Here is a 26,142-nt window from a genome sequence, read left to right as displayed (position 1 = left end):
TTTATTTACCTCTATTTAACCTACGCTTCGACAGTTTTCTCCAAATATTGTGAGCCAAATCAATTTCCTTTTGTGTCAAGCCGTAATGCTGTTTTAAGATTACTTCATTAGTTATTTTTAACACCTCTTCAATATCTGTTTTGTCTCGAATTAATTCATCAATTTGCAACAACAATTCTGCATTATCTTTATGGTGCGGAAGCAATATTTTCTCTGCTTCGTTCGGCATCAATTCCAAAACACCACCTCCGTGGCTTCGTCCTGAAACTTCGGCAAATGCCAGTGAAAGCGAATTGTAATAACTTGCTGTTAATGCCTTTATATCTGTATCGGGCTTTACGAAAACACGGTGCATCGTATCGGTTGTATACGCTTCTGCTTCGTTAATGATTAACCTTGGATAAAGATTATTTCTTCTGATAAACAAAGCATCCGAAATTTTTAAAGACGGTACTACAAACCAATCATTTCTTATTCCTGTCTTGTAACCTTTATGGATATTCAAACTTTCACCATGAGCAATATATTTTACTGCTCCGTTGTTTTTATTAAGGTTTTCTTTGTCAGGAAATGCCAATAAATGTGCTTTGGCTTTTGAATATTTGTTTTTCTCCCAATCATCTTTTGTGAAAATAACGCTATTCACTTGCACACTTCTACCAACCATTGGTTTTGCATAATCTTGAAGCTTATACTCTTCAACTGTTGTAAGCGGAACGGTAAAAAAATCATTTGCTCCTGTTGTAATGCCTACTTCAACATTTGCGTATTTTCCCAGTGTTGGAATGTTCCTTTTCTTTGCAATGTTTTCTAAAAAATCGATTTCTTCTTGTTCCAAAAAATAGAAAGTCCATTTGTTGGATTTGAAATCAATTTTCTTTTGTGGACTTTTTAGCCTTGCGGTATCAAGTGTTTTTAGTCCGCTTGCATCTTTTAATTCGATGTGTTCAATGTTGTGTTCCTCTGTTTCATTCTTTTCGCAAAGCAATAAAACAACTTCTTGCTGAATATCTGGAAACACTAATTTTTCAAAGGAAATGATGTTGATTTTATTGTAGAAATGAGCAAGAAATTTTCGCAATTGCAAAGCAAAGGAAACCTGTAGAATTTCTGCGGGTAAAACAAACCCAATTTTCCCACCCTTGTCTTTCAACAATAGAGAAGAACCAACTACAAATGACACCCAAGCATTGGTCAGTTTGGAATATTTCAATCCTGCTTTAATAAAAATATCTCCTGCTTCCGCTTGCTGATTTCTGTCGAAAAACTGAAAGCGGATGTAGGGCGGATTACCTACAACTAAATCAAACCGCTTTTCTGTGTTGTTACAATAAGTATGAAAATCATCATTGATTACTTGCTTATTTCTTAGTTCAATTTTATCGGCTTTTTTCGCTTCTACTTCATCAAATTCAATGGCTGTAACGGAATTATATTCTGATTTTAAATTCTTTAATTGTTCCAAAAACACACCATCGCCACAACTTGGCTCAAGGATGTCAAAATCTTTGCTACCATTAATTCCCCAACGCAAAATAAATTCTGCAATAGGTTCAGGCGTATAAAATCCGCCCCTTAATTTTTCGGCTGTTGCGTTCTCAATTAGTTTCATACAAATCTTTGATTAAAGGGATTAATAAATCGTCATCGCCTAAATCGTATAATTTGGCTAACAGTTTTTCTAAATTGATTTTTTCTCTTACAAATTGTCCTTTTAGTGGTGTCAGATTCCTTTTATTGCCTGCGTTTAGGTCTATTTGGTCATAAATTTTAATTAATTCCTTTTGAGTTGCTACGATTTTGTCGTGAAGTACTTTTTGTTTAGAATCAGAAAAATCAATCTTTCTGATCGGAAGGTTTTTCAAAATTTTTGTTCCTCTAGCAATATAACCACCTCTGAAAACTTCACCATATAAAGCACTGAACCACTCTAAATATTTTGAATTGAGAATTGCTTGAATGTAATAGATGGAATATTCGCAATTATCGGGGAGTGCAATGATGCAATATCCTGCTGTCCCTCCCGATGATACTATTGTTTTATTCTTATCAATAGGATATTTTTCTCCCGCTGACAGAATACCAACCACAATTTTTTCATCAGCTTCCCAACTATCTAAATGTTGGCTTCTTCCAAACTTATACCAGTCATCTTTATTTATTGCAGGACTAACATCCCTTGCTTTTATTTCTTTTTCATAGTATTTGAAATAACTATGAGTTAATGGGAACTTACTTTGAAGTTCGGACTCTTTAACCACATCAACCTTTCCTTCCTGTTTTATGTAAGGAAAAATGACAAAAGAATTTGAGCATAAAAAACTATAAGTATTGAATTTCGCTTTAAGCTTTTTATTTTGTGGAGTTTTATAATATGGCCGAATAACTTCTTTTTCAATTTTCCATTTTTTACCCTTTATTTCAAAATAAACGAATGACTTATCTATTTTATCAGAGGTTATTATATACAGAGGATTCTTACTTGTTTGAATTCCATTTGTAATATTCTTCTCTCCAAGTAAATTTCCAAGAGTGGATGACTGAGAAATTATTTTTTTAAATACAGATTTTAATTCACTAGGAAACAGTACCCATACTTCACTATCTAAACTTTCTGTTTTTTGTATTTCATATTTTACCGCATCTGGTTCCCTTACCTTCCAACTCTTCAAATTCTTTACTTCTGCATATTGAAAAGTCTTTTGTGGTTTCTTGCTCAGAATCAGCAAACATGTATAGGTTGTTTTGTCTGCAAAAACCTGATTTGCACCAAACGAAACGATTGAATGTAAATAGCCTTTGGTTGCAAGTTCTTCTCTTAATTTTTTACCTGCACCAACTTTGGTAAATTTACTTGGAACAATATAACCTAAAACACCGTCATCATTTAACAGGTTTATACCTTGTTCAAGAAACAAAAAATATTTATCAAACTGCTTATAAGCAGAATTGTAATTTGCTTTGTAAAGAGGCAGTTCAAGCGGTGTTATATTTTTCATATCCTCCGACTTCATATAAGGCGGATTACCAATGATAACATCAAACCGAAGTCTTGAAAAATCAAACGGATTGATTTCAGTTTGATTCTTTTTTTCAACTTGTTTGGGATTTAATAAACTATTTCCAAAGAAAATATTATTTGATAAATCAGGTAAAACCGGTTTACTTGTATTCGTTGAAGAGGTGTTTTCATCTTCTAAAAGCTTCAGTAACAAACCGAACTTTGCAGCTTCAACGGCATTATAATCCTTATCAACTCCGTAAACGCAATTCAATAAAACATCTCTTTTTGTTTTAAAAGGAAGTTTGTACGTGTTGATGTTGGTTTGAATGAGTTTTGTTTTGTCTGCTTTTACATAATAGTCAATTAAAATATCATTTAACAGTTGAAATAATTCCAATAAAAATGCTCCTGAACCGCAAGCGATGTCAGCAAATTTCAGTTTCAGTATTTCTTTGTCAGTTTTGTCTTTACATTTTGGCAAAACGGTATTCCGCAAAATATCATTGATGATAAATGTCGGCGTGGTAACAATATCTCTGTCGATGTTTTCAGGTTTCTTTACCAATTCGACTGTTCCTTTTTGAACAGTCAATTTTTCCGACAAGAAAATTTCATAAATACTTCCTAAAATATCCGAAGAAAACACACTGAAAGAGTAAGGACTTTCGGGATAATACAACTGTTTTATTATCGTCCAAAATGCCGAACTGATATTTTCTACAATTTTATCTTTCAATAATTGGTCAAACAACCCTGAATTATAGCGTTTGTCCGCTTGTTCGAATTTTTTGATGAGTGATTTAAAATCACTTGCGTTTGCAAATGCTAAAAGCGTTTGATAATCTTCTAAATTTCTATCTTCGCAAACACGCAAAAATAAAATTCTATTCAAATAGCTTTGAACAATATCATTTAATTCCTGCTCTTTTATTTTAGGGTTATGGTTGTAAATTTCGTGTCCTAATAATTTTCTCCATTCATTAAATTGGGAAAGAAATAAATCGTCAATTGAATATTGATTTAATTTGGTTTCAATCGTTTGCCATTCGGTCTCAAATGCGCCTGAATAAACCGCATCTTTACCCAATAGCTTTTTGATTTCCTCAAACTTGCTTTCGTATTCGGTGTAATGATATTTTTTTATTAATGCCTTAATATAATTGTCGGTTTCGTCAACTTTTACGGAAGTATCATAAATGATTAAATATTCAAAGTTTGAAAGAACGGAAATTTTCAATTTGGATGTAAAGCCGTATCGTCTTACTTGTTTTGCCGTATCGTTGTTTGTTTCAATTGCGATGAAAGGTTTTTTAGCTTCTAAAAAGAATTTCCTTTCGGAGAATAGCCTAAATGTATAGTCAGGTTTTTTTGAATGTTCAGAAGCATTTGCTTTTAATGCTTCTTCTAAAATTACTTCTCTTTCGTTGGTTATTTTTCCTGCGTTGTTTTTTATGTCCCAACCCAACAATTCAAACAACGGGTCTAAGAAATCACTGCGAAGCAGTGTTTCGTTATACTTGTTTGTTAAGTAATAAGTTCTGTGAGCCGAATACTTTTCTATGAGTTGTTGAATCGTCATTTTCTCTTATTGGCTTTTAAATATTCAACTTTATCTTCCGCAACTTTCAGCGTATCAATGTCGGCTTCTTCTTCCATTATTCGATAAGCAAATTGGTCACTAAGTAATTCCTTAATCAATAGTTTTTCGTCTATTTTAAAGAACTCGGCAATGTGTTTTATTTGTTCTTTTGTCGGTTGTCGTTGGTTACGTTCAATTTTCCCAAGTAATGAAGTGTCAATACCAATATGGCTTGCCACTTCTCTCAAAGAAAGCGATGCTTCCTCTCGCAATGTTCGGAGTCGTTCACCGATTGTTGTTATGCTTTTTTCCATTGTCGCCATTTAGGACTTATTTTGTCCAAAGATAGTAAAAGAAATTTATAGGACAAGTTTTGTCCTCGATATTTATTGGCAAGATGTGTTTTTTACTACCGCAAACCCCAACGCTTGTCGGGGTTTGCGGTATAAAATAACCACGCTTTGATTTCCTGCCCGTTGAGCAAAACGAATACTTAGTTATAACCTGCTGTTTTTTTTTATTCTTTTTTACTTTTTTTCCCTACAAAATACGCAAGATGATTAAATTTTAAATGACAATATTCTTTCGTAAAATTAAGATCATTTTCTATACATTTTGCAATTTCGTTCGGTGTTGATAAATTTTCTAAATTATTCTTACCGTCTTGTTCCATAAATACTTGCCTATAGCGTTGTATATTTATTATTCCTTCTTCTGGTTTTAAATGATTTATTTCTGCCAATATTGTCATAAACCATTCTGTAGAAATATTTTTTAAAGAATTTACAGGTTCACTTAAATATCCCAAATCAATTTGACTTTTACTTTTTGAATATAATAATGCGTTTAGTAAGTTTGATAATGTATATGATATTTCTTCTTCAAGATTGAGTTCATAATTTGCTGTTTTTTTAGCGTATTCTGTTTCAAGAAAATCATATAATTCCTCAATTGATTTACCTTTATATAAATTAAGATTTATTTCATTTTCTTCGGCAATCATTCTTAAATATTTAATTCTAATTTCTCTGAAGTTTATTTCTGCTTTTATTTCTTTTTCTAATTTTTGACAATAGGTTTTAAAAACACTTTCCCCTTTATAGTCACTGTTTAGCAATATGTAATATTGAAAAGTGCTAAATAAATCTACATAACAAATTAATTCTTTTTGATTGTCTTTATATTCTTGAGTGAATAGTATTATTGTATGAGTTGGGAAATTTTTTTCTAAAAATATTCTATGCCATTCAATGAAAGCGTCGGTTAAGCCAATTGGGAAGAATGGAAAAATATTATGTGAATTTATAATTTTTTTATTTTGAATATCTAAAGTGTTTGTTAGATGCTCTTTTTCTACTCCATTTAAATATGCAAATTCTGTTGCTATTTTAATGAAACCCATTTTCCATTTATCATTAAAGTTTTCTACTCCTTCTGTAAATAATAATCCAATATTTTCATCATCTTTAAATTCACTAATTTCTACTATTGTATATTCATTTATATTTAACCTTTTTTTTGAAATTGTATTTAGTACGTGTTTTTTGTAATGGTTGATAATATTTTTACTAGCATAAATTTTAATAGTTTTTTCAGTTTCATTTATTTCAAAATCTGGATTTTTGGGAACAATAGTTTTGTCTAAATAAACAATTTCTCTTTTTGTTCCAACTTCATATCCATTTACTGGAGTTTTTGAATTTTTATTCCTTTCTTTTGGTAAAATATCTTTTAAACGTTCAGTAAATCCAGTAAATAATTTTAAAAAATCCGTGTCAATTTCTTTATTTAATATTCCACCACATTCTTCACAAAGTATTTCATCACTTTTAAGTCTTCCTCCAATTGCATTTTGAATGATATGCTCTTTATGTTTAAATTTTGGAATTAAATCAAACTCGCTTTTATTACTTTCGTAATAAGATTTGTCTATTAATTCTCCATCACAAAGGATACATTTTTTTTGCATAATAATAGTTTTGCGATTTTTTGGTTAAAATAGCAACTAACGCCCGTCCACTTTCCGAAGTGCAAATCATTTTGCAAAGCCGACAGTTAGGCTATGTTTTTACAATTTTACATAAAGCCAACGTCTTTCTTTCTCCAAATATATTATTGTTTTGTATAACAACATTACGGTTTCCCGTAAAAGCAAAAAATCCCAACGCTCGTCAGGATTTCTTCAATTCTATATTTCGTAATACCAAAATCAAATAATGCTCTCGGATTTTTTAGTCGAGATAATAATTCATTCATTCCTCTATTTTATACTTCTCTAGATCAAAGTCAAAATCAAATAACTCTTTTGGCGGAATACCGAACGCCGAAGCCATTTTAAGTAGCGTCTCTATGGTAGGATTACCCTTTCCATTTTCGTATTTATTATAATTGCTAGAATCAAAGGTAGAATTCTGTGCAACATCATCCATTGATTTATATTTAATGGCTCTAATTTCTTTTAAATTTTCAGAAAATGCTTCCATATATAACCTTAAAACTTCTTTGCTATCCACAATTTTGTATTTAAGTAGCAATTTTGTAAAAGGAACCAAATAATTCATGGTTATATATTACCATATTAATAAATATTTATTATATTTGCCATAAGATTATGTCTAAAGATGTAATTTTGCGATACTTCAAAAAAATATAGAAGCTATTGCTTAGAATCTCGAATTCGAAAACTGGTAATTTTAACATGCGAGACGATAAGTAAAGTAGCTCACGACCTAGGCGTGGGCTCACTTATCTGCATGTAAGGTATACCAGTACCCCGAATCGGATTTGTTGAGACCCATGCCGTTTTGTATCCGGTATTCTCAATTCCCTAAGCCCGCTTTTCTATAAAAGATAGTAGAACGACACTTACAATGGTGTGCACAACCATTGCGGCTTGATTGCTTCGCGGGAAATCCGGTTTATAAAAACCCTTGCTACAATAATTTTCATGCTGTCATCATGAATCACTTTATCAACAATTTTACCGACACCTCATAAGAGCTCCTCACATTCATATCAATGCTCTTCATGGATCTGTCTTTAGTGGGAAAGTTTCTTTTTCATCATTTGTGTTTCACTTTCCCCTAAAGCAATCCGAAGAATATATGGGTTGATGTGGTAATGTGCTGATGTGATCATCCATCATCCAGCACCTATCATCCAACAACAAAGGATTGGTCTTTAGCGGGAAAGTGACCCCACTCCAAAAGTGTTTCTACACCTTACGGTCATTGAGCCTGTCGAAGTGTCCCCTAAGGCGATCCGATGAGCGGCAAGAGCCAGCGAAAAAGAGCCAAGTAAAAAGAACCAGGTGAAAAAGAGCCAGGTAAAAAGTAAAAAGAGCCAAGTGAAAAGTAGTCCTTGATTGAAAACAGGGATGCTCCGTAGATGCTTCACCTTTTGAATGCGCCATCCGCTTTTTAAACGGTACAGCACCTAGTCTATCATCTTTTATCTATCATCTTTTCTCTCCTCTAATAAAAAAAAACGCCCTTTCCCTAAAGTTTGCAGCCGCAGGAAAGAGCAGAGATAGTAATTAAACTTAATTTAAAAACCAATACAAAGCTATGAAAAAATCCTATTACCCTATAGGAGGTATTTTCTTCGGCCTTATATTAACCGCTTCCAGCATTAATGTACAGGCGCAAACCCGCACCATTTCCGGTACCGTAACCTCATCCAATCAGCCACTTTCAGGAGTATTCATCTCCCAAAAAGGCAGTAATCAGGTTACCACTACCAATGAAAAAGGAACCTACCGACTGGAGGTTACCGCAGAAAATCCCATCCTGTTATTCAGACACCCAGAATATTCTGAACAACAAATCACCGTCAGTAATCAGTCGGTCATCAATATTAATCTGGAACCCAAAGTAAAGGGAATCGAAGAAGTTATTCTCAATGCGGGTTACTATAAAGTCAAAGACAAAGAAAGAACGGGCAGTATTGCCAAAGTTTCAGCAAAAGACATCGAAAACCAACCAGTTACCAATGTTTTGTCCGCGCTTCAAGGCAGGATGGCGGGGGTGAGTATTACCCAAAACAGTGGTACACCCGGTGGTGGTTTTGATGTGCAGATCAGAGGGAGAAACAGTTTGCGGAACGTGATGAACAGCCTGACAGACGGAAATGTGCCGCTGTATATTATTGACGGTGTACCCGCTGCTGGCGGGCTGGTTTCTACGCTTTCTGCGGGTGCCCTGCCGCTACAGCAGATTAACCCGCTGAACAGCATCAATCCGAACGATATCGAAAGCATTGAAGTCCTGAAGGATGCAGACGCCACTTCGATTTATGGGTCAAGAGGCGGAAACGGCGTAATTTTAATAACGACAAAAAAAGGGAAAGCCGTGCCTGTCCATCTCACCCTTAACACCAGTCAGAGTTTCAGCCAGGTAGGAAGCCACCTCCGCATGATGAACAGCGGAGAATATACCGCAATGCGGAGGCAGGCATACAGCAACGTAGCAGCAGGGGAGTATCCGGCCGCAGCGTATGATATCAACGGCGTATGGGATCAGTCGCGCAGTACCGACTGGCAGAAAGAACTGATTGGCGGTACCGCTGAAAATACCAATATTCTGGTCAATGTTTCGGGCGGGTCCGACAGGAACAGCTTTTCGGTCAGTGCCGGATTTGGGGATCAGCGTTCCGTTTTTCCGGGAGACCAACATTACCGTACCCATACGCTTTCCTCGCATTTTGATCACCGCTCCGCTGACCGGAAATTTTCGCTCGGTCTTTCCAGTTTACTGACGCTTACTAATAACAGAACATTGAACACTGATTTCACGGGCCTTGCCCTCCGGCTGGCACCTGATGCGCCGGCTCTGTATGACGCCGCCGGCCATCTGAACTGGGAAAACGGAACATTCGAAAATCCTCTGGCGCAGCTGAATGCGCGGTATACAAATACGACGAAGCATCTGAATCAGAACCTGAATATGGGCTACCGTTTTTGGGGAGACTTTGAGGCGAAACTGAATGCGGGAGTCACGCTACAGCAACTGGAAGAATATTCTTTACTGCCCAATACCATCTACAGCCCGGCTTCGGGACTCAATACGAGTACTGAATTTTCATCCTCCTCGCGCGGAACCGGTTCTGTTTTCTCTTATCTGCTTGAGCCGCAACTTAGCTGGACCAGAAAATACGGCAACAGTGATTGGTCTGTGCTTTCCGGGATGACGTTTCAGGAAAGCAACACGAAAAGTTCTGCCATGAATGGGTACGGTTATGCCAGCAATGCCCTGATCGAAAATATAGCAGCAGCCACCTACGTTTCTGTTTCACCTTCGGGAGAGAATCAGTACCGCTACGCAGCTGTTTTCGGCCGGCTCAATTATCAGTATAAGAAGCGTTACATCGTGAATCTTACTGCGAGAAGGGACGGGTCGAGCAGGTTTGGCCCCAGCCACCGCTTTGCGAATTTCGGCGCCGTGGGTGCGGCCTGGGTTATATCGGAGGAACCGTTCCTTAAAAAAGTTCCATGGCTGAGTTTCGCGAAACTGCGCGGCAGTTACGGGCGCACGGGCAGTGATGCCATCGGTGACTATCAGTTTTTGGATACGTACAGCGTCGGTTATTATGCCTATGATGGTTTGCCGGGACTGTATCCTTCAAGGCTCTATAATCCAGATTTTTCCTGGGAAAAGACGGATAAACTCGAGGGTGCAATGGAGATTTCGCTGTTGAAAGACCGCATTAATCTTACGGCGGCATGGTACCTCAACCGGTCCTCCAATCAGTTGGTCGGCATTCCTTTGCCTGCCACTACAGGTTTTTCGTCCGTCCTTGCAAACCTGGGGGCAACAGTCCAAAACAGCGGATTTGAACTGGAAGTCGGCGCGAAACCGCTCAATACCGCCACCTGGAAATGGAGCACATCGTTTAATATCAGCGTGCCCCAAAATAAACTTCTTGCCTTCCCGGGGCTGGAAGGTTCCACCTATGCCAACCGCTATGTGATCGGCGAATCGATTTACATTGCCAAACTGCTGGATTATCAGGGAATCAACAGTGCAGGCCAATACACCTTTACCGATGATAACGGGGACGGTAAAATTACGGTTGCCGATGATGCCAAGGCGCTGCGAGATCTTAGTCCGAAGTATTTCGGAGGACTGCAGAATACGGTCAGTTACGGAAATATTGGGCTTTCTTTTCTGGTACAGTTCGTTAAGCAGGACGGATGGAATTTTTTCCGCACCATGGCTACTCCCGGAATCATGAGAAATCAGCCCGCGGCACTGCTGAATGTTTGGTCTCCCACCAATCCGGACGGGATTATAATGCCGTACACGTCCGGCACCGATCAGCTTACGAATACGCTTACCGATCATTTCAGAAACAGCACGGCCGCTGTTGGCGACGCCTCTTTTATCCGGTTGAAAAACATCCAGTTGAATTACAGGATTCCGCTGCACAGCAGCGCCGTAAATGAGGCTAGCCTGTATGTTCAGGGCCAGAACCTCTGGACCTGGACGAAGTATTTCGGCCTTGATCCGGAAATGGTGACCTCCGGATTTCTGCCTCCTTTAAAAACCCTTTCGATGGGATTACAGTTAACTTTTTAAAAAAATACCTCAAATGAAAATAAAACTTTCCGTAATATATGCCTTCGGCACCGCAGTATTTCTGCTGTCTTCCCTCCAGTCATGCCATGACCTGCTTGACGTGAATTTCCCCGTCAGTCAGATCGGCAGCAGCCAGGTTTTCGAATCGGTTGGCTCCGCAGATGCAGCTTTAAGTAATCTTTACAGTGACTTACAGACCTATTCGCTCTTCAGCGGCGGAATGGAAGGAGCGGGTGCACTACTGGGCACTTACACTGATGAATTGATCAGCTATGAACTTTACACCCAAAACGGTACTATCGATCTCTACAACAACGTGCAGGGTTCCTCCAATATAACGGTCAAAGCCATATGGACCACCGCTTACAGTGAGATTTATACCGCCAATGCGCTTATTGAGGGCATTGAAAAAAGCACGGCAATCGGAGAGGAGGACCGGAACCGCCTCAAAGGGGAGGCCCTTTTTCTGAGATCGCTGCTTTACTTTTACCTCAATCAGATCTATGGGGATATCCCTTACACGGTCACGACGGATTATACCGTCAATAAGTCGCTGAATAAAACGCCTTCGTCAGAATTGCTGTTGAAGATTCAGGACGACCTATACACTGCGGTGGGGCTGCTGAAAGACGATTACCGGAACCCGGAGCGGATTTACCCGAACCGGAAGACCGCTGAACTGCTTCTGGCTACGGTACTGATGACGCGGCAGGAATACGCCGCAGCCGAACCGGTTCTTCGTGGCGTGGTAGAAAGTGCCCTTTATCAGTGGGAACCTGACGTGTCGGCAACATTCAAAAAATCAGGACGCCATATTCTGTGGCAGCTGAAACCGCTGCAGCCTTATGATCCAACGAATGAGGCCCTGCTATACTACTTCGACAGCGCTCTTCCCACTACGTACTCACTTTCCCCTGATCTTGATGCTTCATTCGAAGCAGGTGACCTGCGGAAGCAGCAATGGATTACAGAAATCCCTGTAGGATCAGCCCCGTTTTACCGTGCCGGTAAGTACACTCGCCTCATTGATAATGCGGATGAATACTCGGTGGTCTTCCGCCTTGAGGAAGCCTATCTGCTGCTGGCTGAAGCACTGGCGCAGCAGGGGAAACTGACCGAAGCGCTTCCCTATCTGAATGCCGTAAAACAAAAAGCAGAAACAGCGGCCGCACCATCATCCTTTACCAAAGAACAGTTGCTCAACAGCATTCTTGATGAAAACCGAAAAGAATTTTTTACCGAACGCGGCATCAGGTTTATCACGCTCAAACGAGCGAACCGGCTGAGTGACCTCAGCCTGACAAAGCCTCAGTGGAAATCGCATCATCAGGTATGGCCGCTCCCATTTTCCGAACTGTCCCTGAATCCTAACCTTAAACCCCAGAACAATGGCTATTAGAAAATTTCCCTGTCTTTTCTTTCTGTTGATGATCTTTTTTCCTTCACCTGCGAATGCCCAAAATGACGGGTCATCCCCGAACAGCCCCTTTAAACCAAATACCTACGGTATTTCCTGGGTGGTCCCTTCTGAAGACAGGAAATTTCTGACGTTTCAGAAGGCGTATGAATACAGTTCGGATACGCTGGCATTGGTGTCAACAGCAAATCCGGAAAAAATTCTCTATCAGACCCCCGGAATATTTCCCATCTCTGTTAAATATACTAAAAAAGGGTCCGTTTTCATGAGTGGTGCAACCAAAGCACGACTGGTGAATCTGACGACGCTGCAGGAGAAAATTTGGGAGGGGTTCAAAAATGCACTGTATATGGAATGGAATGACACTATTGCATTCCTCAAGGACGATACGCTTCAGTTTTTAAGTCAGGAAGGGCAGACTCTCGAGGAAATTCCAGGTGTGATCTCCATTCAGGTGACGGATCAGCGGTTGTTTTATACGCAGCGAACAGCGGAGGGCTTTAAGTTGCAGGAGTGGACACCGGAGAAAAAACATATATTGTATGAAGGTAAGACAGAAGGCTATAACGTCGATTACTGCAACGGCCCCGTCGTTATTTTTCACAAAACGGAGTATCATCCGGGGGAGTCCCATATCTATCTCACCAATGAAATGAAAAACGAGACGCTTCCGTTTCCTTCCTATATGGGAGAGACGCGAAGCGCCGTACAGTTCGTGTCTGCGTTAAAATCCGGGCGGTATTTCATCACCTTTAACACAGAAAATAAAAAGACACCGCAAAGTTCTGACGTCGATATCTGGTATGGCAATGACAGAAGGCTCGAAAATAAGTTTTATAATGATTTGATCTTAACGTATGCGGTCTGGACCCCCGGCACCAGAGAAATTAAGCAGCTCGATCACATAAGATTCCCTAAGCATATTGATACGGGAGAAGGCCGCTATCTTCTGGCGTACGATCCAATGGAAAACCAGGATTATGTAAAAGAAAGGATCCGGCAGAAGGTCTACCGCTACGATACAGAACTCGACCGGTACGAGGAGTTGGGTGATACGGGGATTAATATGATAACCGGTAAGGACGGCAGGTTTCTTCTTTCTCACGACACCGAAAAATGGGTGGTTTATGATATTACTACAAAGAGCAAAAGAACAGTTCCGTTTCCCGACCGCCTTGAGTATAATGAAATTTATTTCAGTTCCGATGGCGACCATATTTTATTTCCTGGCAATGGGAAAGTAAGTGAATATGGTGTGAAAACAGGCGTGATGCGCCACACCCTGCTGCCCGCCAGTTACAGCGCCGAAATCGCTGGGGGAACTTCTGAGGAGTTGCCCAGTGGTGCCCGAGCCGCTAAGAATTTTTACGATGCGTCGGTTCCACTGCTTATGAAGATTTCTGACAGCAAGACTTCATATCAGACTCTGGGAATTTATAACAACAGACAGTTTAAGCTGCTGTTTCCTGCCGGTCCTGAATTTATAACCCCGTTAACTTCATTTTCTAAGCAAGAAGGTTATCTTTATCTTAAACAGAACTATAATGTTCCTCCGGTCATAATGATACATAGAGATCAAAAAGAGCGGGTCATTTACCGCTCCAATCCGCAGGATAAGGTTGTTTCAAAAATTCGGATGGACAAAATATCCTATACTAATTCCAAGGGTGTGGCACTGCAGGGTCTACTGTATTATCCCGTCAACTATGATGCTTCGAAGAAGTACCCAATGGTAGTGGGGATTTATGAGATCATGCATAACTATGGTAACCGATACTTAAGAGATGGTTTTTCAAAGGTTGAAGGGATCAGTTACCGGGATTATCTTGAGCGTGGATATTTCATTTATTTACCCGATATTGTTTACGACGGCCGGGGTACAGGGCGCTCGGCCCTCGACTGTGTAGAATCCTCGATTGCAGCGCTGAAAGATAACCATAGCATCGATTTCGCCAGAGTAGGCTTGGCGGGGCATTCCCATGGAGGTTACGAAACGAACTTTATTGCGACGCAGAGTAAAAAGTTTGCAGCGTATGTGGGAGGCGCAGGAAACAGCGATCTGGTAAGGTCTTACCACTCGTTTAATTATGACTATTTCAGACCTTTTTATTGGCAATTTGAAGAGCAGCAGTACCGGATGTTCCGATCATTTGCCGAAGATAAAAATCTGTATATAGACAACAGCCCTGTTTACCATGCCGAAAAAGTGACACGCCCTATATTGCTGTGGACCGGAACGAATGACCAGAATATCTATTGGGAACAGACGATGGAGTATTATCTGGCCTTGCGCAGAAACCATAAAAAAGTAATCGCACTTTTTTATGATAAGGAAGACCACAGTTTCCTCAACAGGGCGAACCGCGAGGATCTGTTTGTCAAAATATCAGCCTGGTTTGATTATCAACTTAAAGACATTAAGAAAGACTGGATTGACGTCATGCAGCAATAAAGAAAAGTCTCCAACACTCACTGGGCACTCTGCTGCGTTTGGCTTTTGAAAAAAAAGTCGAGCTGGTAAATATATCCAAAAAAAGAAGCCGTCTCAATAGGTATTGAGACGGCTTCCTTTTTAATTATTTAACAATTCGCTCTTTCAGTGCAGTCGGACATATACTGCCGTTGAGATCATAAAGCGTTTCAGGACCCATGCCGACATCTGCTGTACAGATGACCGTGCCCTGGGTGTCACACTGTTTTCCGGTCGGCACACACTTGGTCTGTGCGTTTGGCCGGAATACGTGGCCCTGACGCGTAATTTTTGAGGTGTCTTTGTTGATGTGAGTTGCATACGCGCTTCCTGCTCCTGCCAGCACAACAAATGCCGGTAAAAGGAACGTTTTTAAATTTTTCATAATATAAATATTAAAATGATGCTGCCTACTCTCAAAAAGGTTTTCGGCTTCCCCTTTTGATGAACTGCTCGGTCAACGTCTGCGCAAAACGGTACCGTACTATTTCATCGCCCGACAGTACAAAAAAGTACGTGTCAGTCACTAACATCCGGGACAGTCTATGTTTACCGCGGTGCTGTACATACATGCTGCCCCAATATCCTGCAGGTGATGTGGTGTAAATATCCACCACCGCATTTTTTTTCCATTGTGTTCTGGATTCGTGTCTTCCCATCAGACCAGACTCGTTGAATATCAATCCGCTGTGTACGGTCATGTTTCTGTTGACAAGTAAAGGAGGCTCGGCCAGTTTCTTTCTGCCGTCCGGAAGTGTCAACACTTTTAAACTGGCTTCCACTACCGTGTCGATCGTCTTCATCTGACCCTTTAACAAGCCATCTTTGTTGAATTTCAGGATCTGATTCCGATAATAAAACAGATAGAACGGAATGCCTGTTTCTTTGTCATACACCAACTCCCCGTCGGCATCAAATCCACCATCCGCTTTTGTGGTGAGCGATGTGCTGTGAATCTTTACAACGGCCGGTTTGCCCACAGTAAGGCATCCGATCGATGTTCTTTCGCTTTCAGCATCTTTAACCCGCAGCAGAAACTGCTGTGGAGATACAGCAGCCAACTGATCAAAATAAATGTCTTTACTGCTTATTTCCCGAAGCGGTTTCGCAAGCGAATCGACTGGAGATGAGTAGATCACAGGAACCGCACCGTCATGTGCGTAGAGCATCCCGTTTTGTACGGTATAGGTTATGTTACTGAACCGGTGGTTTGTTGCAGGCGCGAGATCGAGCGTATCGACTTTTTGAAGGGAATAATCCATTCTTAAGATCCGGAAAGGGGTGCTAGGGTTACCCAGATAGATAGTGTTTCCTGAAATGCCTGCAAAATAATAAGAATTTACTTTAAGATCGTAGGTCCTGTCTTCCATAATCGGATGATGCGGAAACCGCCTCGTAAAATTATTTTCCTTTTTCATGATATACTCAGAAGAAAGAAACAGGGCGACCATGCTGCCCGCTGAAAACACTGCGATGAGTGCCGCTGCAGCGATACGGCTCCAGCCGTGCGCCCGTTTCTTCCCCATGAAAATACCTGTTATTAAGGCAAAAAAAACACACACTCCATTGAAAATAAAATGTTCATCCCAGCTCATCTTTTCTAAAATCCCTCCACAGGAGCACGGTACGAAATCACTATAATTCAGAATTAAATAAATATAAACTGTAAAGGCGACCATCAATCCAAATGAGGCGTATAAACCTAAAATCCGGGTTCTGTTAAAACATAACAGACCTACTACAAGCAGTTCCAGAATAATCACCACATAGGATATCACTCCTGCATACGCACTGAGCAACGGGGATTGTGCCAGCTCTACCTGAAAGTCTTTGAAATCCATTGCTTTGCTGAATGCCGCATAACTGAACAGCAATCCAAAAAAGACTACAATAATGTACGTGCAATATTTGAGGAAAATTTTCATGGGGTTCTCATTTTAAATCTGGTACAACAACTGCCATTTTACTCTTTTGCCGCAGTATTCCGGCACCTTGTCACCCCTGGCTAATGGGATGGTGGTAGTGATGAGGCCTACTGCTTTCCATATGCCGCTTTGCGGACATTTTGCACCTGAGATTACTGTTGTCGGCGCGTTCATTTTTTATTCGTTTTCATTCTCCAGTTGTCACGGTCTTTGGGGACGTCTTTCGGAGGGTCTTTTGGCTCATCGAATGAGCTTTCTGAATCCTGTGTTAACAGATTTATGGGTTCTTTACCTTCTGTTTCATCTGCGGGTCTGCAGGAGAGCAATAGCAACACGATGAGTATCGCTGTGCACGATAATAATTTAAGTGTTTTCATGTTTGGGATTAATTTGGTTAATAATCCCGGCCGGGTTTTTAAAGAATTCTTAAGCGAATTTATAGGGGGATATTCAGAAAAAAAAGAAAAGGATGAGGTGATTTGTAAACTTTCACGCTGTTTAATTTACAAAATTAACAGGCTGTTTAGTGCTATGTTGCTGTATATCATAGCTTCTTATTTGTCTGTTTGAAGAGGATGCCGAACTTTCATTTTTCCGCACTTTTTAGATTTCTTTTTTTTTAAATTTGTTTTTACAGACTCCAATGCTGTTTCACCAACCCATTTACGCACTGTATGAGATGCATTATTTTTTTCCTGACGGTATCTGCGCTCGGCTTAAACGCGCAGGACTATGCTGTTTACCGCATGCGGTATGACCATTATGAAGAAGGCGACAGCACGGCCTTCCGGCATGTGCGTCCCTACATCGCAAAAGCTAAAAGGGAGAATAATTACCGGGAGCTTTCGCAGGCTTATAAAGATGCAGTGAGTTTCAGCCCTGACCGTAAGATTGAATACGCTGACAGCATGATATGGGCGGCATCGCAAAGCCGCAACAAAGAGGTGCTTGCCAACGCTTATCTCACCAAAGGAACTGTCTATTATTTTAATTACAGGAAGTTTAAGCCCGCGCTCGAAGAGTATCTGAAGGCATGGAAGTATTCACAACATTCCGAAGATCAATATCTTTATTACAAAAACCTTTACCATATAGGGGTGGTGAAGAGTTATCTGGGCTATTACGGGGAAGCACTGGATATTTTCCTAAAATGCAGTTTCTATTTCAGTAGGCCGCAGGTTCAGCCAGAACCCGCCAACATTAATTTCAACAGAAAAAAGGGATACCTGAACACGCTGCACCAAACAGGCATCTGCCTGATCCACCTCAACCGTTTGCCGGAGGCTGAACAGCTGCTGAAAAAAGCGTTTGCGGAAAGTGGGGCCGAGGCGGATTTCTATCTTGAAAGAAGCTATTTTTATAAGTTGCAGGGTATCATTGCTTATCAACAGAAAAACTACAGTGCAGCCACCTCGTTGCTTACCACGTCTCTGGCAGGACTGGAAAAAAAGAATGACTTCACCAATGCTTCCATTGCCTACTTTTATAAAGGAAAAAGTGAGCAGCGTCTTAGCAACACAGAGCGAGCGGTTTACCACTTCGTAAAAATAGATTCAGTCTTCAGATCGCATGCTTTCGTTCTGCCTGAAGTCCGTGCGTCATATGAATTTCTTATTAATTATTATCATGGTGAGGGCCACAGAGAACAGGAACTTTATTACACCACTCAGCTCCTAAAGGCCGACCGAATTATTTCTGCAGATTTTAAATATCTTTCGGGCAGGATTTTTAGAGAATATGATACGGAAGACCTGCTCGCAGCCAAAAAACGACTGGAAACTTCTGTCCCTTATTTCTATGTGATGATCGCTATTCTTCTGGCTGCTTCAGGTGGTCTTTCAGTACATCTATACCGTAAGAAAAAAAAGGAAGAGACGCTCAGTAGAAAATATCTGAATCTTCTTGCCAAAACAGAAACCTTGCTGAATTCTCAGGAGGAGCAGCCACAGGCAGTAAAACGGGTGAGTAAAATTTCATCAAAATCGTCTCTCCGACTCCTCCAGAAACTGCAGACCTTTGAGAACAACAGATTTTTCCTTGAGAAAGGCCTTACCCGTCATCAGCTTGCCGAAAACCTGGAGACTAATGAATCTTATCTTTCACAGGTCATTAATACTTATAAAGGAAATAATTTTAACGGATACATCAATCAACTTCGCATCGCCTACATTACTGTTCTGTTGCGGGAAAGCAATAAATACAGGAGCTATAAGACGGAAGCGCTTGCAGAAGAATGTGGTTTTTCTGACCGTGCGAAGTTTACCAGAGCTTTTACGGAGGTTAATGGAATGAGCCCTTCTGAAATGATCCGGCAGATAGAAGCGGATCTCTTTGAAATGTAAGTTGTAGAGAGAAGGATTTCGCACGCGTCGGAAATTTTCCTATTTTCTCAAAAAAAATATGAATGCAAAACTATTTTTCAGAAGAGCGGAAAAAATGTACAGTGATCTGCTGGCTGCACTCGAAGAGATTGAAGTCAGCCATAAGGGGGAAGACCCCGAGAAATATGAAAGATTTCTGATGGAGACCGATCAGGCGATCTGCACTTTAAAAGCGCTGATGACCACCGTGAATTTTTGTTCTGTTGCCGATGAAGTCTATTTTTTTAAGGAATTAAAACCCCTCTTCGTTTCGCAGTTTATCTATTACTCCAAACTGCTGTCTATTGAAGTTGCCAGACCCAATGCCGGGCAATATATCCTAAAGGGATATTACGAATATGAACTGCAGCATCTGAAAAATTTTGTTGATGAATATGGTGAATTTTATGAATATTACCGGCGTAAAGCGACGTATCTTGATGAAAAATATTTTGTCCGGAATCAGTTTGATTTCAAAATGAGCATTGATGTCAATCTGTATAATTATGACCGTGATTTCACGACTTCCCATGACCATTTCATTGCGCAGATTATTGCCAACGACCGCCTGGAGAAATATCTTCTACAGTCTATTTACCATATTGACGGTTATTTTTTTGAAAAGTTTTCTGATAAATCACCACTCACCTGGTCCGGTTCTAAATCGGGATTGATTGAATTGCTCTATGCGCTGCATGTGATGCGGTGTTTCAACGGAGGCAATATTGATTTCAGTGAAACGGTAAAATTTGTTGAGAAGTCTTTCAATATTGAGCTCGGAAATTTCTATAAAACATTGCATGAAATTAAAAACCGTAAAACGGGGCGCACAAAATTTCTGCAGGCGCTTCATGATGGTTTAAATCAGTATTTTGAAAATGGTGACGAATGAAGAATGGCATTCTTCTGTATATGCGGCGTGATGAATTGCAAGTAATTTTAGGATTTGAGAATATCTTATGGGGTGAACTGATGGAGACTGATCAGGCGATCAGCACTTTAAAGGCACTGATGACCACCGTGAATTTTTCTTCTGTTGCCGATAAGGTCTATTACTGAGGTGAAACTTTTTCCACCGTTTTGCCTATTTTATCTTCTTGCTTTTACCTTCGATATAGGTCATGAACTGCACTCCGTCCTGCGATATTTCAAATTTGGTATTGATGATTTCAGGATCAAGCAAAGTATACGTCAGCCGGAAAACAGGAACATTTGGAATTTTGTCACTGGTCATGACGATGGATTTACCGGCGTACGAGATGGAATACTGGATCGTGTGTCCCTCGTTGTCAAAGTAGATTGCTTTGGAGGGATTTCCGGCAAAGTCCCGGTAGATGAACATCAGGTCATCATGTATGACCAGGGGTTTATCTGCGGTGGCCGGATATTCGGAATGGCTCTTTCTTTCGATGATATTATGATCAAGGTTGTAGGCAAAGGAGAAAGTGCCGCCACCTTGCCCCGGTTGTCCGCTGCCTTCGCCTTTCCACTCGCCGATTAACCAGTTCCACTGGTTCCAGCTTTTGCTTTGCTGCCCGAAGCAGGAAATCGTCAGCGGGAAAAAAAGAGTTGTGAACAGTAACTTTATTTTCATTACTAAACTGTTTTTAACGTTTTTTGATTATTTCTAAGCATCAAAACCGCTTTTCCGGCTCTCGTTTGCCTTGTTGCTTCCTGTTTTGCCGACCCCACCCAGTCGCAATAGCCCTGTTTGTAGGAGGCGGATAATGTTTCAAAAAAGTCTTTTGCTTTTGGGTCACTGTCAAGCAATGACTGAAGTTCAGCCGGAATTCCTTCGATGTGTTCTCCTCTTTTTAACATATTATTTTGGTTTGTATTTTAAGTTTACCACTAAATCTCAAATATACCCATAAACTTCATTTCTAATGAAAAATATCTTTAAGATCTTCTATAAAGAGAAATTGATTACCAATATTATTTTCATCTCCGGAATAAAAGTATCGGGAAGCGGAAACTTTTTTTTGCGATCACTGGTCGGAAAAATCAACGACCTTTCCTTCTTTTGAACTATCCAAAGCAGCTTCAATGATTTTCATGTTCTGAATAATTTCTGATCCCGGAGAAGGTAGCGGATAACCAAAAACAATATGTTCATAAATCTCCTGATAATAATTCATGTAATTTCCCGGTTCGCTGGAAGTGAGAATTCTTTCGGAAACGGAGTTTTCTTTTAAATAATTCAGAATTCCGTCCGGTTCTTTTAATGGTTTCATCCAGTCTTTGTTGAAAGTGGGAACAGCTCCGGAAACCAGTTCGTTTTCCTGATCATCGGTTCTTTCCTGTAAAAAACTGCCTTTATCGCCGTGAAGAATATAAGCATAATGCGCTTCTTTGCTGAAAACAGAAGATTTCAACCGGACTCTTACACCGTTTTTATAATAAAGCAGAATCTCGAAATAATCATTCGCAAAAGCTGAACCTTTCATCGGAAAGACATCAGCAAACAGTTTTTCGGGAAAGCCAAAAAGTTGGGTCGTCTGATCGATGAGATGAGATCCCAAGTCATGCAGCGCACCGGAACCTTTTAACTGCGGATTTTCTTTATGCTCTTTTGCGCTGGGTTCTATACGAAATCGGTCGAAACGGATTTCTGCTTCTTTGATATTTCCTAACTTTCCTTCGTTTAAAACTTTTTGAACCTGAAGATAATCACGGTCGAACCTGCGGTTTTGATAAACACTGAGAAAAAGGTTTTTTTCTGCCGCCAGCTTCACCAGTTCTTTGGCTTCGGCAACATTTACGGTAAAAGGTTTTTCTACGATTACATTTTTCCCGGCTTCCAAAGCCATTTTTACATATTCAAAATGAGTCTGAACCGGCGTGTTGACGACGACCAATTCGATATCTGAGTGCTGAAGCATTTCTTTGACGGATCTGTAAATAACGGTTTCAGGATATCTGGACTTTGATTCTTGTTTCGATCTTTCTACGACCGCATTTATAAAAAATCCCGGATGTTCCTTTAAAAAAGGGGCATGAAAAACTTTTCCGCTCATTCCAAAGGCACAGAGGCCGACTTTTACCAGTTGCATAGTTCTTAATTTTAACAAATATATTGATAAAAAATATCTTTAGACCGTTGCTGATGATGAAATCTATGTAAGACTAAAAAATTTAATGATCGTAAAACTTTAAGCAAAAATACCCCTCAGAAAACGTCACACAGACTTTACCGGATAAAATCTAAAGATTCAACGGACCCGAACTCCTTTACGTCTTAAAAGAAGCATCAAGAAAAGGGGGTGAGTCAAAAAAAATAGTTGCGTCCTTGCGTTAAAAACTACATTATTAATGAAAACAGATATCCATTATTTTAATCAAAAAAATACCCTTCAGAAATACTGAAGAGTACAATTTGAGGTGCGTTTTTTAAATGCGTTCGGCAATGAATTCTTCTTCCTCAGCTGCATAAAGATAGCGCTCCTTGCTGTCGTCTAATTCATCCATCCAGTCGGTGTGGTGCTGAGCGGCCATGGTTCCGGTAACCACACTTTGATAAGTTTTGTCGCGGTACGTAAGAATGTCCTCTTCTTTGTCCAGAAGCCATTCCTTGAACATTTCGGCCACTTTATCTACACTGAAATGCGGATAATCCGAAAGAGCAAGTAAATCCTTGATATAATCCGACTGGAAATCGACATTGTCGATACTGCTTTCCAATTCGTTATTTTTCTTTAACCATCGGTCCATATCGAATCTTCTCGCGGCTTCCGAAGGCAATTCCAGGCGATCCATCATAAAGTCCCGGGCAACCCAAGCCTGCGCATCGAACATATTGAAGGTGTAATATTGATCCTGCATTCCCAAATAAATTAACTGCGGCAACTGATTGAAAAATATTCCCTTGTACAGCTGATCCGGGAAGAGGTTGTTTTTGGTTTTCAACCGAAGTTCATCGGGTAAAAACGGGAACTTGTGTTTGTAACCGGTACACATAATCACGGCGTCATATTTTTCGGTCGTGCCGTCTTTAAAGAAAGCGGTGTCGTCTTCGAAATGCGTAACCAACGGAAGTTCCTTAATTCCTTCCGGCCAGTCGATGCCGATCGGGTTGCTTCTGTAACTCAGCGTTACCGATTTTGAACCGTGTTTATAACATTGAACGCCAATGTCTTCTGCGGAATAACTGCTGCCAATGATCAAAACATTCCGGTCGATAAACTGATCTGCACCTCTGAAATCATGAGCATGCATCACTGTTCCGGGGAAGTTTTCAATTCCTTTAAAGTAAGGCATATTGGGGGTGGAAAAATGGCCGGACGCTACGACTAAAAAATCCAGCTCCTCGGTATAGGTTTTGTCGATTTTTAAATCATCGAGAACGACGCTGAATTTTTGGGTTTCCTCATCGAAACTCACCCATCTTACGGTGGTGTCGAAACGGATATACTCCCGCGCGTTGCTTTTTTTAATCCGTCCCTGAATATAATCGAATAATACAGGCCGCGGAGGATAAGAGGAAATGGGTTTCTTGAAATGTTCGTCAAATGAATAATCAGAAAATTCCAGGCATTCTTTCGGACCATTGGACCAAAGATATTTGTACATACTTCCGTGAATAGGTTCGCCATATTTGCCGACGCCTGTTCTCCATGAATAGTTCCACATGCCGCCCCAGTTCTCCTGTTTTTCGAAACAGATAATTTCGGGCATCACATAACCCTGGTCTTTCAGCGCTTCGAAAGCACGGATCTGGGCTAAACCGCTTGGGCCAGCACCGATAATGCCGACACGCTTGTTTTTCATGACATTTTTGTTGATCATATAAAATATTTTAGTAAGAAAATCTGCTTTTTAAAAAAGTAAATTCTCTAAAATTAATAATAGCTTTTAAAAATTTTCTGCGGGATGCAGAAGGAAGAGATCCAGTCTCTAAACATGGAAATAATTTGATGAATCATCAGCGAACGGAATTTCCAATGTGAATTCTATAATTAAGCAATATTGCTAAAATACGGATTTTTTTGCGGAATTCCTAATTTGAGAATAAGAAGCAGGGGTCTTCTTTTTGTTTGCGATGGTGGGAATCATCGTCAAGTCCGGCTCGGGGCGTATTGTTTATCAGTTGTTTGTGATTTTTTTTCAACAAAGAAGTTTGGTTTTATTTTAAACATTAAGAAATTAAGGATTATTAAGAAAAATGCTGCTTCTGTCATTCATCGTAAATATCTGAATTTCCCTTAATTCCTTAATGGGAAAAATTTACCATTCACTTCCTCAAGGCATTTTTAATTAAACACAGCTTCCATTGGTTTAAAATTAATAATTATCTCAATCTGTGGAATCCGTGTGATTTTCATTTAAAAGATTTATTTTAAACATTAAGGAATTAAGAATTATTAAGAAAATACTGCTTCTACATTTGCATGAAGCGATCATCTTTTTATAAATTCCCGCTGTCAGCCTAAAAGTTTTGCCGATACTGTAACTTTCCCGGAAAATAAGCTACTTATTGATCATAGAAATAATATAAAATTATGATAAAAAAATCTTTTTCAGCTTTTGGCCTTCTCCTTTTGGGGGTGGTGTCGCAGGCTCAGGAAATTAAATTTGAGGAATATGATTTGCCAAACGGCATGCATGTGATTCTGCATCAGGACAATAAGGCGCCTGTTGTTACCACTGCGGTGATGTATCACGTAGGGGCAAAAGATGAAATCGAGAACAGAACCGGTTTTGCTCACTTTTTCGAGCATTTGCTTTTTGAGGGAACGCCCAACATCAAGCGTGGCGAATGGATGAAAATTGTGGCTGCCAACGGCGGAACCAATAACGCCAATACCACCGATGACCGGACGTATTACTACGAAACTTTCCCCTCCAATAATTTACAGCTCGGTTTGTGGATGGAATCTGAGCGATTGAGACATCCGGTAATTAACCAGATCGGCGTGGATACCCAGAATGAAGTGGTGAAAGAAGAGAAAAGAATGCGCGTTGATAATCAGCCTTACGGTAATATTATGAAAGCCATTAAGCTTGGTCTTTTTAAAAAACACCCTTACAAAAACACCACCATCGGTGAAATGGAAGATCTGGATTCCGCGAAACTGGAAGAGTTTTTGACTTTCTTTAAAAAATATTACGTTCCGAATAACGCAACTTTGGTGGTCGCAGGAGATTTTCAGCCGGCTGAAACCAGGAAGCTGATCGATACTTATTTTGCAGGCATTCCGAAAGGAGCACCAATTGTAAGAAATTTACCTAAAGAAGATCCGATTACCAAAGAAACGGTGATGACTTATACTGATCCTAATATTCAGTTGCCGGCTTATCTTTATACCTACAGAACGCCAAGTGATAAGACACGCGATTCTAAAGTTTTAGATATGGTTTCTTCTTATTTGAGTAATGGGAAATCTTCGGTTCTGTATAAAAAACTGGTTGATCAGGATAAAAAAGCACTTCAGGTTCAGGCCATTAATTTGGGTGAAGAAGATTACAGCGTATTTGCATTCTTCGCGATTCCTTTAGGAACGACCACAGAAGCTGCTTTGCGGACAGATATCGATGCTGAGGTGAAAAAACTTCAGACGACTTTAATCAGCGAAGAAGATTTTCAGAAACTTCAAAACCAGTTTGAAAATCAGTTCGTGAATGCCAATTCAAGCATTCAGGGAATTGCAAGTTCTTTGGCGACCTATCACGTTTTACAGGGCGATGCCAATTTAATCAATAAAGAAATTGAAATCTACCGAAACATCACGCGTGAAGACATCCGCGAGGTTGCCAAGAAATACCTGAACAGCAACCAAAGAGTTATTATTAATTATTTACCGGAAAAAAAATAA

19 protein-coding genes are annotated in these 26,142 nt (G+C 40.0%); 7 read left to right on the top strand and 12 right to left on the bottom strand.

Annotation, left to right across the window (positions count from 1 at the left end):
• Position 1 precedes the first annotated feature (1 nt).
• From QF004_RS09805 to QF004_RS09785, 5 genes are all read right to left on the bottom strand, one after another.
• Positions 2-1,612 (bottom strand): class I SAM-dependent methyltransferase, encoded by a 1,611-nt coding sequence (locus tag QF004_RS09805; RefSeq protein ID WP_307425659.1) that lies wholly within the window; start codon positions 1,610-1,612, stop codon positions 2-4.
• The gene (locus tag QF004_RS09800; protein ID WP_307425656.1) at positions 1,599-4,583 is read right to left on the bottom strand and encodes an Eco57I restriction-modification methylase domain-containing protein; all 2,985 of its coding nucleotides are present in this window, start codon (positions 4,581-4,583) and stop codon (positions 1,599-1,601) included. The genes QF004_RS09805 and QF004_RS09800 overlap by 14 nt, the downstream gene beginning before the upstream one ends.
• On the bottom strand, positions 4,580-4,897 hold the full coding sequence (locus QF004_RS09795; RefSeq protein WP_307425653.1) for a helix-turn-helix domain-containing protein: 318 nt from the start codon (positions 4,895-4,897) through the stop codon (positions 4,580-4,582). Before QF004_RS09795 ends, QF004_RS09800 begins: the two co-directional genes overlap by 4 nt.
• A gap of 203 nt (positions 4,898-5,100) precedes the next feature.
• Positions 5,101-6,552, bottom strand: a complete 1,452-nt coding sequence (locus QF004_RS09790; protein WP_307425650.1) for an HNH endonuclease — start codon at positions 6,550-6,552, stop codon at positions 5,101-5,103.
• Positions 6,553-6,835: 283 nt separating this feature from the next.
• Positions 6,836-7,144 carry a helix-turn-helix domain-containing protein gene (locus QF004_RS09785; RefSeq protein WP_307425648.1) on the bottom strand — a complete coding sequence of 103 codons (309 nt, stop codon included), beginning with the start codon at positions 7,142-7,144 and terminating at the stop codon, positions 6,836-6,838.
• Positions 7,145-8,149: 1,005 nt separating this feature from the next.
• On the opposite strand from QF004_RS09785, the gene QF004_RS09780 reads away from it, so the two are divergent.
• From QF004_RS09780 to QF004_RS09770, 3 genes are read left to right on the top strand one after another with little or no spacing between them, the layout of a single operon-like run.
• Positions 8,150-11,158: a SusC/RagA family TonB-linked outer membrane protein gene (locus QF004_RS09780; protein ID WP_307425645.1), complete on the top strand. Its 3,009-nt coding sequence runs from the start codon at positions 8,150-8,152 to the stop codon at positions 11,156-11,158.
• Positions 11,159-11,171: 13 nt separating this feature from the next.
• On the top strand, positions 11,172-12,557 hold the full coding sequence (locus QF004_RS09775) for a RagB/SusD family nutrient uptake outer membrane protein (RefSeq protein ID WP_307425641.1): 1,386 nt from the start codon (positions 11,172-11,174) through the stop codon (positions 12,555-12,557).
• Entirely contained in the window at positions 12,547-15,027 is a 2,481-nt protein-coding gene (locus tag QF004_RS09770; protein ID WP_307425638.1) for a S9 family peptidase, read from the top strand. Before QF004_RS09775 ends, QF004_RS09770 begins: the two co-directional genes overlap by 11 nt.
• Positions 15,028-15,151: 124 nt before the next feature.
• Here QF004_RS09770 and QF004_RS09765 read toward each other — a convergent pair whose 3' ends face one another.
• From QF004_RS09765 to QF004_RS09755, 3 genes are all read right to left on the bottom strand, one after another.
• The gene (locus QF004_RS09765; protein WP_307425635.1) at positions 15,152-15,430 is read right to left on the bottom strand and encodes a DUF6520 family protein; all 279 of its coding nucleotides are present in this window, start codon (positions 15,428-15,430) and stop codon (positions 15,152-15,154) included.
• A 31-nt stretch (positions 15,431-15,461) separates the two neighbouring features.
• Complete coding sequence (locus QF004_RS09760) at positions 15,462-16,970, bottom strand: Yip1 family protein (protein ID WP_307425632.1); 1,509 nt, start codon at positions 16,968-16,970, stop codon at positions 15,462-15,464.
• Positions 16,971-17,140: 170 nt separating this feature from the next.
• Entirely contained in the window at positions 17,141-17,347 is a 207-nt protein-coding gene (locus tag QF004_RS09755; protein ID WP_307425630.1) for a hypothetical protein, read from the bottom strand.
• Positions 17,348-17,644: 297 nt separating this feature from the next.
• On the opposite strand from QF004_RS09755, the gene QF004_RS09750 reads away from it, so the two are divergent.
• The 3 genes from QF004_RS09750 to QF004_RS09740 are packed head-to-tail and all read left to right on the top strand — an operon-like array spanning position 17,645 to position 20,389.
• Positions 17,645-19,312, top strand: coding sequence for an AraC family transcriptional regulator (locus QF004_RS09750; RefSeq protein ID WP_307425627.1), 1,668 nt, complete (start codon positions 17,645-17,647; stop codon positions 19,310-19,312).
• A 58-nt stretch (positions 19,313-19,370) separates the two neighbouring features.
• Positions 19,371-20,222, top strand: a complete 852-nt coding sequence (locus QF004_RS09745; RefSeq protein ID WP_307425624.1) for an RteC domain-containing protein — start codon at positions 19,371-19,373, stop codon at positions 20,220-20,222.
• Positions 20,219-20,389, top strand: coding sequence for a hypothetical protein (locus QF004_RS09740; RefSeq protein WP_307425622.1), 171 nt, complete (start codon positions 20,219-20,221; stop codon positions 20,387-20,389). Before QF004_RS09745 ends, QF004_RS09740 begins: the two co-directional genes overlap by 4 nt.
• Before the next feature lie 25 nt (positions 20,390-20,414).
• Here the strand turns inward: QF004_RS09740 and QF004_RS09735 are convergent, their stop codons facing one another.
• From QF004_RS09735 to QF004_RS09720, 4 genes are all read right to left on the bottom strand, one after another.
• Positions 20,415-20,924, bottom strand: coding sequence for a hypothetical protein (locus QF004_RS09735; protein WP_307425619.1), 510 nt, complete (start codon positions 20,922-20,924; stop codon positions 20,415-20,417).
• A 2-nt stretch (positions 20,925-20,926) separates the two neighbouring features.
• Entirely contained in the window at positions 20,927-21,151 is a 225-nt protein-coding gene (locus QF004_RS09730) for a YdeI family protein (RefSeq protein ID WP_307425617.1), read from the bottom strand.
• 167 nt (positions 21,152-21,318) lie between these two features.
• Complete coding sequence (locus tag QF004_RS09725; RefSeq protein WP_307425613.1) at positions 21,319-22,383, bottom strand: Gfo/Idh/MocA family oxidoreductase; 1,065 nt, start codon at positions 22,381-22,383, stop codon at positions 21,319-21,321.
• Between the two features lie 337 nt (positions 22,384-22,720).
• Positions 22,721-24,097 (bottom strand): NAD(P)/FAD-dependent oxidoreductase, encoded by a 1,377-nt coding sequence (locus QF004_RS09720; RefSeq protein WP_307425713.1) that lies wholly within the window; start codon positions 24,095-24,097, stop codon positions 22,721-22,723.
• A gap of 731 nt (positions 24,098-24,828) precedes the next feature.
• On the opposite strand from QF004_RS09720, the gene QF004_RS09715 reads away from it, so the two are divergent.
• Positions 24,829-26,142, top strand: coding sequence for a pitrilysin family protein (locus QF004_RS09715; RefSeq protein WP_133439944.1), 1,314 nt, complete (start codon positions 24,829-24,831; stop codon positions 26,140-26,142).

The sequence above is a fragment of the Chryseobacterium sp. MDT2-18 genome, assembly GCF_030815285.1.
Taxonomy (GTDB): domain Bacteria; phylum Bacteroidota; class Bacteroidia; order Flavobacteriales; family Weeksellaceae; genus Kaistella; species Kaistella salivictor.
The sequence above is the reverse complement of the archived record's forward strand: the minus strand, read 5'-3'. Positions and strand labels throughout refer to the sequence as shown.

What these genes read in the sequence shown, in the direction of transcription:
- QF004_RS09800 (WP_307425656.1), bottom strand. Translation starts at nt 4,583, where the DNA reads ATGACGATTCAACAACTCATAGAAAAGTATTCGGCTCACAGAACTTAT.
- QF004_RS09740 (WP_307425622.1), top strand. Translation starts at nt 20,219, where the DNA reads ATGAAGAATGGCATTCTTCTGTATATGCGGCGTGATGAATTGCAAGTA.
- QF004_RS09755 (WP_307425630.1), bottom strand. Translation starts at nt 17,347, where the DNA reads ATGAAAACACTTAAATTATTATCGTGCACAGCGATACTCATCGTGTTG.
- QF004_RS09760 (WP_307425632.1), bottom strand. Translation starts at nt 16,970, where the DNA reads ATGAAAATTTTCCTCAAATATTGCACGTACATTATTGTAGTCTTTTTT.
- QF004_RS09765 (WP_307425635.1), bottom strand. Translation starts at nt 15,430, where the DNA reads ATGAAAAATTTAAAAACGTTCCTTTTACCGGCATTTGTTGTGCTGGCA.
- QF004_RS09715 (WP_133439944.1), top strand. Translation starts at nt 24,829, where the DNA reads ATGATAAAAAAATCTTTTTCAGCTTTTGGCCTTCTCCTTTTGGGGGTG.
- QF004_RS09745 (WP_307425624.1), top strand. Translation starts at nt 19,371, where the DNA reads ATGAATGCAAAACTATTTTTCAGAAGAGCGGAAAAAATGTACAGTGAT.
- QF004_RS09735 (WP_307425619.1), bottom strand. Translation starts at nt 20,924, where the DNA reads ATGAAAATAAAGTTACTGTTCACAACTCTTTTTTTCCCGCTGACGATT.
- QF004_RS09775 (WP_307425641.1), top strand. Translation starts at nt 11,172, where the DNA reads ATGAAAATAAAACTTTCCGTAATATATGCCTTCGGCACCGCAGTATTT.
- QF004_RS09770 (WP_307425638.1), top strand. Translation starts at nt 12,547, where the DNA reads ATGGCTATTAGAAAATTTCCCTGTCTTTTCTTTCTGTTGATGATCTTT.
- QF004_RS09725 (WP_307425613.1), bottom strand. Translation starts at nt 22,383, where the DNA reads ATGCAACTGGTAAAAGTCGGCCTCTGTGCCTTTGGAATGAGCGGAAAA.
- QF004_RS09790 (WP_307425650.1), bottom strand. Translation starts at nt 6,552, where the DNA reads ATGCAAAAAAAATGTATCCTTTGTGATGGAGAATTAATAGACAAATCT.
- QF004_RS09795 (WP_307425653.1), bottom strand. Translation starts at nt 4,897, where the DNA reads ATGGAAAAAAGCATAACAACAATCGGTGAACGACTCCGAACATTGCGA.
- QF004_RS09720 (WP_307425713.1), bottom strand. Translation starts at nt 24,097, where the DNA reads ATGAAAAACAAGCGTGTCGGCATTATCGGTGCTGGCCCAAGCGGTTTA.
- QF004_RS09730 (WP_307425617.1), bottom strand. Translation starts at nt 21,151, where the DNA reads ATGTTAAAAAGAGGAGAACACATCGAAGGAATTCCGGCTGAACTTCAG.
- QF004_RS09785 (WP_307425648.1), bottom strand. Translation starts at nt 7,144, where the DNA reads ATGAATTATTTGGTTCCTTTTACAAAATTGCTACTTAAATACAAAATT.
- QF004_RS09780 (WP_307425645.1), top strand. Translation starts at nt 8,150, where the DNA reads ATGAAAAAATCCTATTACCCTATAGGAGGTATTTTCTTCGGCCTTATA.
- QF004_RS09750 (WP_307425627.1), top strand. Translation starts at nt 17,645, where the DNA reads ATGAGATGCATTATTTTTTTCCTGACGGTATCTGCGCTCGGCTTAAAC.
- QF004_RS09805 (WP_307425659.1), bottom strand. Translation starts at nt 1,612, where the DNA reads ATGAAACTAATTGAGAACGCAACAGCCGAAAAATTAAGGGGCGGATTT.